At 68.2% G+C, this 12,008-nt stretch carries 14 protein-coding genes and 1 tRNA gene; 11 read left to right on the top strand and 4 right to left on the bottom strand.

The window, feature by feature from the left end:
- The first annotated feature begins 10 nt into the window (after window positions 1-10).
- The gene (gene rplA, locus WFG93_RS11130; RefSeq protein WP_336646411.1) at window positions 11-697 is read left to right on the top strand and encodes a 50S ribosomal protein L1; all 687 of its coding nucleotides are present in this window, start codon (window positions 11-13) and stop codon (window positions 695-697) included.
- A gap of 82 nt (window positions 698-779) precedes the next feature.
- On the opposite strand, the gene WFG93_RS11135 is transcribed toward rplA, so the two are convergent.
- On the bottom strand, window positions 780-1,460 hold the full coding sequence (locus WFG93_RS11135) for a LysE/ArgO family amino acid transporter (RefSeq protein ID WP_336646412.1): 681 nt from the start codon (window positions 1,458-1,460) through the stop codon (window positions 780-782).
- Window positions 1,461-1,531: 71 nt separating this feature from the next.
- Here WFG93_RS11135 and WFG93_RS11140 point away from each other — a divergent pair, with 71 nt between their 5' ends.
- Complete coding sequence (locus WFG93_RS11140) at window positions 1,532-2,401, top strand: LysR family transcriptional regulator ArgP (RefSeq protein WP_336646413.1); 870 nt, start codon at window positions 1,532-1,534, stop codon at window positions 2,399-2,401.
- Window positions 2,402-2,443: 42 nt separating this feature from the next.
- Here WFG93_RS11140 and WFG93_RS11145 read toward each other — a convergent pair whose 3' ends face one another.
- On the bottom strand, window positions 2,444-3,121 hold the full coding sequence (locus WFG93_RS11145; protein ID WP_336646414.1) for a YqaJ viral recombinase family protein: 678 nt from the start codon (window positions 3,119-3,121) through the stop codon (window positions 2,444-2,446).
- Between the two features lie 56 nt (window positions 3,122-3,177).
- On the opposite strand from WFG93_RS11145, the gene WFG93_RS11150 reads away from it, so the two are divergent.
- The 3 genes from WFG93_RS11150 (at window position 3,178) to rplL (ending at window position 4,981) form a co-directional block, all read left to right on the top strand.
- The gene (locus WFG93_RS11150; protein ID WP_336646415.1) at window positions 3,178-3,477 is read left to right on the top strand and encodes a hypothetical protein; all 300 of its coding nucleotides are present in this window, start codon (window positions 3,178-3,180) and stop codon (window positions 3,475-3,477) included.
- A gap of 582 nt (window positions 3,478-4,059) precedes the next feature.
- The gene (rplJ, locus tag WFG93_RS11155; protein WP_336646416.1) at window positions 4,060-4,548 is read left to right on the top strand and encodes a 50S ribosomal protein L10; all 489 of its coding nucleotides are present in this window, start codon (window positions 4,060-4,062) and stop codon (window positions 4,546-4,548) included.
- Between the two features lie 49 nt (window positions 4,549-4,597).
- Window positions 4,598-4,981 carry a 50S ribosomal protein L7/L12 gene (gene rplL, locus WFG93_RS11160; protein WP_071643797.1) on the top strand — a complete coding sequence of 128 codons (384 nt, stop codon included), beginning with the start codon at window positions 4,598-4,600 and terminating at the stop codon, window positions 4,979-4,981.
- A gap of 72 nt (window positions 4,982-5,053) precedes the next feature.
- Here rplL and WFG93_RS11165 read toward each other — a convergent pair whose 3' ends face one another.
- Entirely contained in the window at window positions 5,054-6,061 is a 1,008-nt protein-coding gene (locus tag WFG93_RS11165; RefSeq protein ID WP_336646417.1) for a LacI family DNA-binding transcriptional regulator, read from the bottom strand.
- Window positions 6,062-6,308: 247 nt separating this feature from the next.
- On the opposite strand from WFG93_RS11165, the gene WFG93_RS11170 reads away from it, so the two are divergent.
- The 3 genes from WFG93_RS11170 (at window position 6,309) to WFG93_RS11180 (ending at window position 10,114) form a co-directional block, all read left to right on the top strand.
- Window positions 6,309-7,646 carry an ABC transporter substrate-binding protein gene (locus WFG93_RS11170; RefSeq protein ID WP_336646418.1) on the top strand — a complete coding sequence of 446 codons (1,338 nt, stop codon included), beginning with the start codon at window positions 6,309-6,311 and terminating at the stop codon, window positions 7,644-7,646.
- Between the two features lie 159 nt (window positions 7,647-7,805).
- Window positions 7,806-9,146: a carbohydrate ABC transporter permease gene (locus WFG93_RS11175; protein ID WP_336646419.1), complete on the top strand. Its 1,341-nt coding sequence runs from the start codon at window positions 7,806-7,808 to the stop codon at window positions 9,144-9,146.
- Window positions 9,146-10,114 carry a carbohydrate ABC transporter permease gene (locus tag WFG93_RS11180; protein WP_336646420.1) on the top strand — a complete coding sequence of 323 codons (969 nt, stop codon included), beginning with the start codon at window positions 9,146-9,148 and terminating at the stop codon, window positions 10,112-10,114. Before WFG93_RS11175 ends, WFG93_RS11180 begins: the two co-directional genes overlap by 1 nt.
- A 51-nt stretch (window positions 10,115-10,165) precedes the next feature.
- Here WFG93_RS11180 and WFG93_RS11185 read toward each other — a convergent pair whose 3' ends face one another.
- A complete protein-coding gene (locus WFG93_RS11185; RefSeq protein ID WP_336646421.1) occupies window positions 10,166-10,498 on the bottom strand; it encodes a hypothetical protein in 333 nt (110 codons plus the stop codon).
- Window positions 10,499-10,535: 37 nt separating this feature from the next.
- Between WFG93_RS11185 and WFG93_RS11190 the strand changes: the two genes are divergently transcribed.
- The 3 genes from WFG93_RS11190 to WFG93_RS11200 all read left to right on the top strand — a co-directional run bounded on the left by WFG93_RS11190 (window position 10,536) and on the right by WFG93_RS11200 (window position 12,006).
- A complete protein-coding gene (locus WFG93_RS11190) occupies window positions 10,536-11,267 on the top strand; it encodes a phosphatase PAP2 family protein (protein WP_336646422.1) in 732 nt (243 codons plus the stop codon).
- Window positions 11,242-11,847, top strand: coding sequence for a GNAT family N-acetyltransferase (locus tag WFG93_RS11195; RefSeq protein WP_336646423.1), 606 nt, complete (start codon window positions 11,242-11,244; stop codon window positions 11,845-11,847). The genes WFG93_RS11190 and WFG93_RS11195 overlap by 26 nt, the downstream gene beginning before the upstream one ends.
- 71 nt (window positions 11,848-11,918) lie before the next feature.
- Window positions 11,919-12,006, top strand: a tRNA-Ser gene (locus WFG93_RS11200).
- The last annotated feature ends 2 nt before the right edge of the window (window positions 12,007-12,008 follow it).

Raw genomic sequence — 12,008 nt, forward strand, 5'->3', positions numbered from 1 at the left:
GGGAATAATCATGGCCAAGTCCAAGGCATACCAGGCTGCCCTCGCGAAGATCGAGGCAGACCGTTTCTACACTCCGAGCGAGGCTGTCGCCCTCGCCAAGGAGACCGGTTCGGCGAAGTTCGACTCGACCGTCGAGGTCGCGCTGAAGCTCTCCGTCGACCCGCGCAAGGCCGACCAGATGGTGCGCGGCACCGTCATGCTGCCGCACGGCACCGGCAAGACCGCCCGCGTCATCGTCTTCGCCAACGGCCCGGCTGCTGAGGCCGCCATCGCCGCCGGCGCTGACGAGGTCGGCAGCACCGAGCTCATCGAGAAGGTGGCCGGCGGCTGGACCGACTTCGACGCCGCAGTGGCGACCCCCGAGCTCATGGGCCAGGTCGGTCGCCTCGGAAAGGTGCTGGGCCCGCGCGGTCTGATGCCGAACCCGAAGACCGGCACCGTGACCCCCAACCCGGCCAAGGCCGTCGAGGAGATCAAGGGCGGAAAGATCGAGTTCCGCGTCGACAAGCACGCCAACGTGCACTTCATCGTCGGCAAGGCGTCGTTCACCGCTGAGCAGCTGAACGAGAACATCGACGCTGCTCTCGAGGAGATCGTGCGCCTCAAGCCGTCGAGCTCGAAGGGCCGTTACATCCAGAAGGGCGCCGTGTCGACCACGTTCGGCCCCGGCATCCCGCTGGACGTCAACGCCATCTGACGCTGATCGACCGGGCCGCTGGGCCCATCGATGCAAGACCCCCGCCGGTTCACGGCGGGGGTCTTCTGCATCTCGCGGCGGATCAGGTGTGCAGGGCGGGGAGGACGAGCGACACGGCCAGCGTGGCCATCACCACCGCGATCACCCCGTCGAGGATGCGCCACGAGCGCTGCGTGCGCAGCCAGCGGCCGAGGAAGCGCGCGCCGAACCCCAGTGCGGTGAACCACAGCACGCTCGCGAGCACCGCCCCCGCGGCGAACAGCCAGCGGTCCTCGCCATGGGTGGCGGCGATCGAGCCGAGCATGAGCACGGTGTCGAGATAGACATGCGGGTTCAGCCACGTGAGCGCGAGCGTGGTGAGGGCGACGGGAGCGAGCCGTGACGCCGGCCGGGTCAGAGTGATCGTGGACTCTCGCCGCGTGACATCCGCCCTTCCGTCGGCGGCGGTGCTCGCACCGGCGTCCTCCGCGATGAGGGACTCGCCACCGCGCCAGGCTCGGCGAGCTGCCAGAAGGCCGTAGGCGAGTAGGAAGAGACCGCCCGCCCAGCGCGCGAGCACGGTGAGCCACGGCGCGGCGGAGATCAGGTAGCCGAGACCGGCGACGCCCGCGACGATGAGCACTGCGTCGGATGCTGCGCAGATGACGACGACGGTGAGGACGTGCTCGCGGCGGATGCCCTGACGCAGCACGAAGACGTTCTGCGCCCCGATGGCGACGATGAGCGAGAGGCCGAGTCCGAGACCCGCGAGGACGGTGAGCACAGAGCAACGCTACGGCCATGCACTCTGCAGCACCAGCGAAGATCTCTTGCCTCGCGTTAGCATGTCTTACGATGAGGATCGACCCGGACCTGGCGGCCACCGTCGCGGCCGTCGCCGATGAGGGCACGCTCGAGGCAGCATCGCGTCGGCTGCGGATCACGCCGTCGGCGGTGAGCCAACGGCTCAAGACGCTCGAGCAGCAGCTCGGCCGCGTTCTCGTCGTGCGCGCCAAACCCGCGCGGCTGACCGAGGCGGGGGAGGCCGTGGTCCGCCTGGCCCGGCAGGTCGCGCTGCTCGAGCACGATGCGCTCAGCGGCCTCGGCCGCGACGAGGACGGTGGGCGGATCAGCATCCCCCTGGCCGTCAACGCCGACTCCATGGCGACCTGGTTCCTGCCGCCGCTGGCACGCCTCTCCGCCGAGCACGCCATCGACTTCGACCTGCACCGGGATGACCAGAATTTCACAGCGCGGCTGCTCGAGTCCGGAGCGGTGATGGCGGCGGTGACCAGCGAGGAGGCACCCGTGGCCGGATGCTCGGTGTCGCCGCTCGGAGTGCTCGAATATCGCGCGATGGCGGAGCGGCGCTTCGCGCAGAGGTGGTTCCCGCAGGGCGTCACCCCGGCCGCGCTCGCCGCGGCGCCCTTCGTCGACTTCGACCGGCGGGACACGCTGCAGCAGCAGTGGCTGGAGAGGATGGGCGTCCCCCACCACGGGGTGCCACGTCACTACGTGCCCGCTTCGCACGATTACGCGCTCGCCGTCGAGCTGGGCCTCGGGTGGGGCATGGTGCCGCTGCCGCAGCAGACGAGCCGCCTTGTGCCGCTCGGAGGGCCGGCGCTGCACGTCCGCCTGCACTGGCAGCAGTGGAACCTTCGCTCCGCACTGCTCGACACGATCGCCGCCGAGGTGGCGGGGGAGGCGCGCCGGGTCCTCACGTGAACGCGGGGCGGTCGGCCGGTGACCTGTGAGCCTGCGAGCCTGTCAGTCGGAGAGTGCGAGGGCGCGGAACATGTCGCGTTCGCGCAGCGCAGTGCGACGGCTCGGCGCGAGCGGCGCGCGGGTCGGCGGAGCCTGGCCGGTGGTGCGGCGGTAGAGCTCGTCGATCAGGCGGGTCGCGAGCGCGACGAGCTGTCCGATCTCCTTCTCGTCGCGGTCGATCCACACCGAGCGGGGCTCGTCGTGGATCGGGTTGAAGTCGTCGTGCTCCTCCCATACGAACAGCGTGCGCTCGGCGCCCAGCACGTGCTGCTGCCACCAGACCTGACGCAGGTAGGTGCGGGGGATGGTGCGCCACGACTTGTTCGTGGTCTTGATCTCGGCGAGCAGCACGCGTCCGTCGCCGTCCACGCACACGCCGTCCGGGGTCGCGAGGTGGCGCTTCTCCACCTGCGCGTGGAACAGCGCCGACGAGGGCAGGATGCCGTGGGTCGCCGCCACCCACGCGGCGATCTCCGGCTCGCGGCGGCGTCCGTGATCGGTGTACGCGTTGCCGCCGAACCGCGGACCGGCGCCGAGCTTGGCATCCGCAGCGCGCGTGATGGAGGCCTCACCCGACAGCCCCGCGACGTCGGTCGCGGTGATCCCGCGCGCTCGCGCCCGCAGCCACGCGACCCGATCGCTCGAATCCGCGATGATGCGCGCCTGCAGTTCGGGTGTCACCGGAAAAGCCTAACCCTCGCGCCCCGGCATCCCCTCCTCCCACGCCGCCCCCGGCTATGGCATTCGAACAAGACGTGCTCCTCTCGCGCATCCGTCGAGCGGAGTCCGACGCGCTGCTGCCCGACCTCGTCCGCTCCCGCGAGAATCTCATGCTCGACGGCTGGACCGATCGCGAGATGGCACGCGCCGTTGTGGAGGGCGTGATGCTGCATCTGCGACGTGGTTGGTACATCGACGCTGACACCCATGCGTCGTTGACTGCGCAGCAGCAGCATCGCGCGCAGATCACGGCGGTCGCGCGGGACGGTCACGGCGGGGCCGCGATGTCCCACACCATCTCGAGCGCGCCGGCCTGACGAACCGGCTTGACGGCAACGCGGGAGCCCGTGGGATCCGGCCGGCCCGCTGGGTGTCGGAATTCGCGGACGGACGCGCGCAGCTGCCGGGCGAGAGCGTGAGCAGGCTGCAGCTTCACCGGCTCGGCTTCCCGGCTCCGGACCTGCAGGTGCCGGTACGCGGCCCGAAAGGGAACATGTACTACGCCGACTTCGGACTCGATGGATCCGAGGCACGACTGGTCGTCGCGTCGCCCGCTGGGGCATGGCCGACATCCGCACGCCCGAGAAGCTGGCGACGCGTCTGGCGCACTTCCACATCACCCCGCCCTGACACCCGTCCTTCCCCGCACTAGCCGACGAAGAACACTGCGGGGATTTGGGGGAGAGGGGCGGATGCCGTAGAGTGGGGCATAACCGAAGACCGCCGGTCATCGTCGTGTGCGAATGCGACGATCGAAGCACTGCTCAGCAGGGGCCCGCGCAGGTGTGCGAATACTTCTCGAAGCTCCGTGCGCTTGCGCCGGAGCTTTTCTCATGCCGTGGGGCGGTCGAGGTCGACGCCCCGCATCCGCGTGGCGTCCGTACACGTAAGGAGTGACCATGGCGCAGAAGGATGCAACGGTTGCCGAGCTCACGAAGTCTTTCGAGAGCTCGAACGCCGTCCTGCTGACCGAGTACCGCGGTCTGACGGTTGCCCAGCTCAAGGAGCTGCGCAGCAAGATCCGTCAGGACGCGGAATACGCCGTGGTGAAGAACACGCTGACCAAGATCGCCGCGAACAACGCGGGGATCACGACGCTGGACGACGGCTTCAAGGGCCCGTCGGCCGTCGCGTTCGTGCACGGTGACTTCGTCGCCACTGCCAAGGCTCTTCGTGACTTCGCCAAGGCCAACCCGCTTCTCGTGATCAAGGGCGGCGTCTTCGAGGGCAAGACCCTCGACGCCGCCGAGGTCGACAAGTACGCCTCGCTCGAGAGCCGTGAGGTTCTGCTGGCGAAGGCAGCGGGCATGATGAAGGCGACGATGGGCAAGGCTGCCGCCACCATCGACGCGCTTCGCGAAAAGCTGGAGACCGCAGAGGCCGCGTGAGCGTCCGGCGATTTCCTCACACCAACCCCATTCATTAGGAGAAAACATCATGGCGAAGCTTTCCACTGAGGAGCTGCTGGAGCAGTTCGCAGGCCTCACCCTCGTCGAGCTCAGCGATTTCGTGAAGGCGTTCGAGGAGAAGTTCGACGTCACCGCGGCCGCCCCGGTCGCCGTTGCCGGCGCTGCCGGTGGCGCTGGCGCTGCTGAGGCCGAGGAGGAGAAGGACTCGTTCGACGTCATCCTCGAGGCTGCCGGCGACAAGAAGATCCAGGTCATCAAGACCGTCCGCGAGCTCACCTCGCTGGGCCTCGGCGAGGCCAAGGCCGTCGTCGACGGTGCTCCGAAGGCCGTCCTCGAGGGCGCCAACAAGGAGGCCGCCGAGAAGGCGAAGGAGGCCCTGGAGGCCGCCGGCGCCACGGTCACCCTCAAGTAATACCTGCGCTCTGCGCGTCGAAGGCCCCGGGATCCGTCCCGGGGCCTTCGCTGTGCCCGCGCGGGAAACGGATCAGACGCGGGGAGCGGCGGTGGAGGAGCGCACCACGAGCTCGGATGCCAGCGTGTGCTGTGCGCCGCCGGCGTCGCCGGCATCCATTCGCCGCCGCAGCAGCTCCACGGCGGCGAGCCCCTGCTGCCGCGGCTGCTGACGCACGGTGGTCAGCGAGAACATCCCCGAGTGCAGGTGGTCGTCGATGCCGACCACGCTCAGCTCGGCCGGCACCGACAGACCCAGCCGTCGTGCCGCGATGATGCCGCCGATCGCCGCCTCGTCGCAGACAGCCACGAACGCGGTCGGACGCCGGGTGCGATCGCCCAGCATCCGCACCCCGGCCTCGTACCCGCCCGGCATCGTCGCCTCCCCTGGGGCGTGCCGGGTGAGGGATGCCAGTCCCGCGGCGTCCATGGCTGCACGATACCCGCGCAGTCGCCGCGCGTCGCCGTACGCGTGCGTCGCGGCGTCGTCCCGGCCGCCCAGGAACGCGACGTCGCGATGGCCCAGGTCGATGAGGTGCTCGGTGGCGATGCGGGCGGCGGCCTCATCGTCGATGGACACCGCATCGGTCCCCTCGCTGAAGGCGCCGACGCTGACCAGAGGAGTGGCCACCTGCACCAGTCGCTCCAGCTCGTGCGCACTGGGCTGGATGCCGACGGCGATGATCCCGTCGAGGCGACGCCGCGGCAGGACCTCGGAGAACAGCCGTGCTCGCGCCGCGGTGCCCTCCCCGATGCCGTACAGCACGAGGTCCTGGCCGGCATCCAGCAGGCCCTCCTGAATGCCCGCGAGCAGCTCGGAGAAGAACCACCGATCCAGAGCCGGCATGATCACGCCGACCGACAGCGAGCGGCCCGTGGCGAGCGTCGTGGCTGAGGAGTGTGCCACGTAGTGCAGGTCGCGTGCCGCTGCCTGCACCCGGTTGCGCGCCGCCTCGGACACATATCCGCCGCCGCTCAGCGCCCTACTGGCGGTGGCCTTGGACACGCCGGCGCGCTGGGCGACATCGGCGATCGTGCTCATCTGCTTCCTCCGGAACTCGGCGTCGCCAGCGTACCGAGTTCGCGCGTGGAAGGGAACCGGTTCCACACGCTACGCTTTGGGAGCGCTCCCAGCGCGGGGATCACGTCTGCACAACGGTTGTGTGAATGTCTCCGCGTGGCATTGTGCCGGGGCGTCCGGGGCAAGTAGGTTGTCCTGGAATCGGTTCCTCAATGCTGCGGGATTCTCCGCCGACGAGGACCCGGACCACCTGAAGAGGAGAAAACACATGGCTCTGTCACAGCGATACCGCCTGCTTGCTCCCCTCGCCCTGGTCGGAGCGGCAGCGCTCGTACTGACCGGGTGCGCGGAGGCCTCCCCCGGCGACGGAGGTGGGGGAAGCGGCGACGTCAAGGGCAAGACCGTTCGCATCTCCGGCGGCATCACCGGATCCGAGGCCGATGACCTCAACAAGAGCTTCGAAGCGTTCGAGAAGGACACCGGAATCAAGGTCGAGTACACCGGCGACAAGAGCTTCGAGGGCAACATCGTCACCAAGGTGACCGGTGGCGACGCTCCCGACATCGCGGTCGTGCCGCAGCCGGGTCTGCTGAAGACGCTGGTCGAGACCGGCAAGGTGAAGGAGGCGCCCGAGAGCGTCTCCAAGGCGGTCGACGAGAACTGGTCGAAGGACTGGAAGGACTACGGCACCTTCGACGACACGTTCTACGCGGCGCCGATGCTGGCGAACCTGAAGGGCTACATCTGGTACTCGCCGGCGAAGTTCAAGGAGTGGGGTGTCGAGATCCCCAAGACGTGGGACGACATGATCGCCCTCACCGACACGATCCGTGAGAAGTCAGGCGAGGCGCCGTGGTGCGTCGGCTTCGCCTCCGGTGACGCCTCCGGCTGGCCGGGCACCGACTGGATCGAGGACCTCGTGCTGCGTCAGTCCGGCCCGGACGTCTACGACGACTGGGTGTCGGGTAAGGTGAAGTTCACCGACCCGGACATCAAGAAGGCGTTCGATGCCGTCGGCTCGATCATCCTCAACCCCGACTACGTCAACGCCGGCTTCGGTGACGTGAAGAGCATCAACTCGACCGCCTTCGGCGACGTCGCGGCAAAGGTCGCCGACGGCAGCTGCGCGCTGACCCACCAGGCGTCGTTCCTGTCGGCGAACTTCCTCGACGTCAAGAACGCGGACGGCAAGACCCCGACGGTCGCGCCCGACGGTGACGTGTACGCGTTCATCATGCCGGGCTACACCGAGGGTGAGCTGCAGGTCGAGGGCGGCGGCGAGTTCGTCGCCGGCTTCAACGACGACGCCGCCACCGTCAAGGTGCTGGAGTTCATGGCATCGCCCGAGTTCGCCGATGCGCGCGTGAAGCTCGGCGGCGTCATCTCGGCGAACAAGAAGGCCGACCCGAGCAACGCGAGCAGCGAGTTCCTGCAGGAGGCCATGCAGATCCTGCAGGACGAGTCGACGGTCTTCCGCTTCGACGCGTCCGACCTGATGCCGTCCACCGTCGGCTCCGGCTCGTTCTGGAAGGGCATGGTCGACTGGGTCGATGGCAAGCCCACCGACCAGGTGCTGAACGACATCCAGGCCGGTTACGAGAACTGATCGACCGCGCTAGTCTGAGCGCAACTCGCTGGTGAGGCCGGGGCCGGGCAGAGATGCCCGGCCCCGCGTCCGCACCTCGCCAGGGGCCGTGCCCGTACGGCTCCACCGCAGCGACGGCCGGCAGTGCAGCCGGACGGCGCCGTGAGAGAAGGGGATCCCATGACACTGACCACCCTCGATGACCAGGAGACGACCGCGCTGCCTCAGACGACGCATGGCGTGGACGGCAAGGGCCGCGCGATCACCCGCGTCGTGGTCGTCGCCGGCTTCATCCTGATCGCCGCGCTGCTGTTCCTGCTGATCATCTCCACCCCGGTCGAGGACCCCGCCCGGATCGCCCTGGGGCCGATGTCACTGAACACGTTCTTCCTGTGGATGGGAGACCTACATCCGCTGCTGCAGATCCCCGTCGTGCTGCTGGTGTTCGGCCTCGTGGTCGGCATCGTCCTGGTGCTGATCGAGTACGCCCCGCGTCCCGGCCGCGGCTACTTCATCATGCGACTGGTGGCCTGCCTGCTGATCCCCGTGCTGGCGTTCATGCTGCTGCGACCCTACTCGAACGCTGTGCTCTACGTCGTGGCGATCGCGCTGCTGAGCGGCGCGCTGCTCTTCTTCGCCGACTATCGCTCGCGGCAGGGCGCCGGCTACCTGTTCCAGCTGATCCTGTTCATGGCGCCGGCGGCGATCATGCTGCTGACCGGTCTCATCTATCCGGCCGTCGCCACGTTCTTCAAGTCGTTCTTCGACAAGAAGGGTGAGCAGTTCGTCGGTCTGGAGAACTACATCTGGGTGTTCACGAACCCGGTCGGCACCTGGTCGGTCGTCAACACGCTGATCTGGGCGCTGCTGGCACCTACCATCTCGGTCGCCTTCGGCCTTGCGTACGCCGTCTTCATCGACCGCGCCCGCGGCGAGAAGGTGCTCAAGGTGCTGGTGTTCATGCCGGTCGCGATCTCGTTCGTCGGCGCCGGCATCATCTGGAAGTTCATGTACGACTACCGGCAGGGCGACCAGCTGGGCCTGCTGAACGCCATCGTCACCGCGTTCGGCGGCGACCCGGTCAACTGGCTCGCCGTGCAGCCGCTGATCAACACCTTCATGCTGCTGATCGTCTTCATCTGGACCCAGACGGGCTTCGCGATGGTGATCCTGTCCGCCGCGATCAAGGCGGTTCCCGCCGAGCAGCTCGAGGCCGCGGAGCTCGACGGCACGAACGCGTGGCAGCGGTTCACGAACGTCACCGTGCCCGGCATCCGCTCGTCACTGATCGTCGTGCTCACGACCATCACGATCATGTCGCTCAAGGTCTACGACATCGTCGCCGTCATGACCGGCGGACGCGACAACACCACCGTGCTCGGATTCGAGATGGTCAACCAGCAGCAGCGCTTCCAGAGCTACGGGCACTCGTCGGCCCTCGCGGTCGTGCTGTTCATCTTCGTGCTGCCGCTGATCATCTACAACGCCCGGGCGATGACCAAGCAGAGGGAGATCCGCTGATGAGCACCACTGAAGCCGTCGTGATGGACACCCGCACCAAGGGCCAGATCGCCCGTGAGACGCGCCGCAACGAGGCCATCGCGCACAAGAAGCTCACCTCGAAGGGCGCGACGATCGCGGCGGTCATCATCGCCGTGTTCTGGACGATCCCGACCTTCGGCCTGTTCGTCACCTCCTTCCGCCCCGGCGCCGACACCCAGTCGACGGGCTGGTGGACGGTGTTCACCGATCCGCAGTTCACGCTCGAGAACTACTTCGAGGCGCTCACCGCGGGTGGCACCTCGACCACGCTCGCGACGGCGTTCGTGAACTCTCTGGCCATCACGATCCCCGCCACGGTCTTCCCGATCGTGATCGCCTCGCTCGCGGCCTACGCGTTCGCATGGATCGACTTCAAGGGTCGCAACATGCTGTTCGTGTTCGTCTTCGCGCTGCAGATCGTGCCGCTGCAGATGGCCCTGGTGCCGCTGCTGAGCCTGTTCTCAGAGGGCCTGACGATCAACGATGTCGCGATCTTCCCCGGCTTGACGCTCAATGACGTGGAGTTCAGCTTCGCGCGCGTATGGATCGCGCACGCGATCTTCGCCCTGCCGCTGGCGACCTTCATGCTGCACAACTTCATCGCGGAGATCCCGGGTGACGTCGTGGAGGCCGCCCGAGTGGACGGCGCCGGTCACGGTCAGGTGTTCTTCCGCATCATCCTGCCCCTGGCGATGCCCGCGATCGCGTCGTTCGGCATCTTCCAGTTCCTGTGGGTGTGGAACGACCTGCTCGTGGCGACCATCTTCGCCTCACCGGGCGCGCTGCCGATCACCCAGGCCCTGAACTCGCTGTCGGGCACCTGGGGCAACCGCTGGTTCCTGCAGTCCGCGGGAACCTTCATCTCGATCATCGTCCCGCTGATCGTGTTCTTCGCTCTGCAGCGCTTCTTCGTGCGCGGACTGCTCGCGGGCGCGACCAAGGGCTGAGACCGAGGGCTGAGTCCAAGGGCTGAGACCCGCGCGGCCGAGGGGCCGCGCTCAGCCCGCGATGACCAGCAGCACGTGCGAGGGTGCGTCGGCCTCCAGCTCGTGCAGCACCCCGGCGGCGACGTGGATCGTGCCGCCGGGGGAGAGCACCTGCTCGGTCCCGGCGACGCGGAACCGGATGCCACCGGCCAGCACCTGCACCAGGATCGGCCCGGGCGCGCGGTGCTCGCGCAGCACGGCTGCCGTGTCCATGGCCAGCAGCCGGACCCGCAGGCCCTCCGCGTCGAGGACGCGGTGCGGTCGAACCCGCCCGGGCTCGATCGGATGCGCGGCGATGATCTCGGCGCTCGAACCGCCGAGGAGGACGAACGGATCGGGGTTCATGACCCGAGGATATCCACCCGGCGGGCACAATGGGACGATGAGACCACCCACGCCGAGTCGCCGTTCGCTGCTGTTCGCCGGGAGTCTGCTGCTCGCGCTCGCCGCGGTGGTCGGCGTCCTGGTGGTGCTGGTGCCCGAAGGCGCGACCGACGGACTCGACCTGTTCTGGAACGACCTCATGGCAGGCGTTCGCCAGGATTGGATGCTGTCGGGCGCATACCTGCTGAACTGGATCGGCGGTGGATGGGTCGCGATCCTGCTCGTCCCGCTGCTCATCGTGCTGCTGCTGGTGCTGCTGCGCCGCTGGCGAGCGGCGGTGTTCGCCGCCGCGGCGTTCGCCATCAGCGCCGGTCTGACCCAGCTGCTCAAGGAGATCTTCGCCCGCGCACGGCCCGACGACATGCTCGTGACCTCGGATTTCGGCTCATTCCCATCCGGGCATACGGCGAACGCCGCGACCATCGCCGTGGTGGTGTGGTTGGTGTTCCCTCGGGTGTGGGTCGCAATCGTGGGCGCGCTCTGGGTGGTCGCGATGGCGCTCTCGCGCACGATCCTGGCCGTGCACTGGATCACCGACACGGTGGGTGGGGCGCTGGTGGGTGCGTCGGCGGCTCTGCTGGTCGCAGCGGTGCTGCAGTACTGGGCGACGATAGGCTGGATGGCTCCGTCCGACCCGCCGGTGGAGACATCGCCGGGTGGGAACTTCCCGTCCGCATCATCCCCGTCCGCATCGAGGAGGCGCCGTGCCGCAGATCCGCCCGTATCGTGACGCCGACCGAGACGCGCTCTACGACATCTGCCTGAGGACAGCGGATGCCGGAGGAGATGCGACCGGACTCTTCGCCGACGAGCGCCTGTGCGGTGAGGTATTCGCCGCGCCGTACGCGGTGCGGCATCCGGACCTGTGCTGGGTGGTGGAGTCCGACGACGGTCGCACCGTGGGGTACATCGTCGCAACCGACGACACCGACGGCTTCGAGCAGTGGTTCCGCGACCAGTGGTGGCCGCCACGGCAGGGTCGCTACCCGCTGTCGGGCCTGCCCGAGCCGACGCGACAGGACGGCACGATCATCTACGCCGCGAACCGCGCTCCCGGGCGCGAGAGGCATGCCGCGCGCTATCCGGCGCACCTGCACATCGACCTGCTGCCCGAGACCCAGGGACAGGGGCTGGGGCGTGCCCTGATCGAGACGCTGTTCGCCGAGCTGCGTTATCGCGGCGTGCGCGGACTGCACCTCGGCATGAACCCCGCGAATGCCGCGGCGGGCGCCTTCTACGCGCGCATGGGCCTGCACCGAATCGACTCCGGTCCCGACACCGCGATGTACGGCATCGCCTTCGCCGACTGAGCCGGCAGCCGATCGGGACGCGCGGTCCGAACCGGCGTGCGCGATCGGATAAGATGGACAGGTTGTTTCCTGGTGACGTGTCCGAGCGGCCGAAGGAGCACGCTTGGAAAGCGTGTGTTGTGCAAGCAACCGAGGGTTCGAATCCCTCCGTCACCGCCAGA

The organism is Microbacterium sp. USHLN186 (assembly GCF_037145155.1).
In the GTDB taxonomy this organism is placed as follows: Bacteria; Actinomycetota; Actinomycetes; order Actinomycetales; family Microbacteriaceae; genus Microbacterium.

Excerpts from the sequence above, each read along its gene's own strand:
- WFG93_RS11140 (WP_336646413.1), top strand. The coding sequence starts at position 1,532 with ATGAGGATCGACCCGGACCTGGCGGCCACCGTCGCGGCCGTCGCCGAT.
- WFG93_RS11190 (WP_336646422.1), top strand. The coding sequence starts at position 10,536 with ATGAGACCACCCACGCCGAGTCGCCGTTCGCTGCTGTTCGCCGGGAGT.
- rplA (WP_336646411.1), top strand. The coding sequence starts at position 11 with ATGGCCAAGTCCAAGGCATACCAGGCTGCCCTCGCGAAGATCGAGGCA.
- rplJ (WP_336646416.1), top strand. The coding sequence starts at position 4,060 with ATGGCGCAGAAGGATGCAACGGTTGCCGAGCTCACGAAGTCTTTCGAG.
- WFG93_RS11180 (WP_336646420.1), top strand. The coding sequence starts at position 9,146 with ATGAGCACCACTGAAGCCGTCGTGATGGACACCCGCACCAAGGGCCAG.
- WFG93_RS11175 (WP_336646419.1), top strand. The coding sequence starts at position 7,806 with ATGACACTGACCACCCTCGATGACCAGGAGACGACCGCGCTGCCTCAG.
- WFG93_RS11170 (WP_336646418.1), top strand. The coding sequence starts at position 6,309 with ATGGCTCTGTCACAGCGATACCGCCTGCTTGCTCCCCTCGCCCTGGTC.
- WFG93_RS11165 (WP_336646417.1), bottom strand. The coding sequence starts at position 6,061 with ATGAGCACGATCGCCGATGTCGCCCAGCGCGCCGGCGTGTCCAAGGCC.
- WFG93_RS11150 (WP_336646415.1), top strand. The coding sequence starts at position 3,178 with ATGGCATTCGAACAAGACGTGCTCCTCTCGCGCATCCGTCGAGCGGAG.
- WFG93_RS11185 (WP_336646421.1), bottom strand. The coding sequence starts at position 10,498 with ATGAACCCCGATCCGTTCGTCCTCCTCGGCGGTTCGAGCGCCGAGATC.
- rplL (WP_071643797.1), top strand. The coding sequence starts at position 4,598 with ATGGCGAAGCTTTCCACTGAGGAGCTGCTGGAGCAGTTCGCAGGCCTC.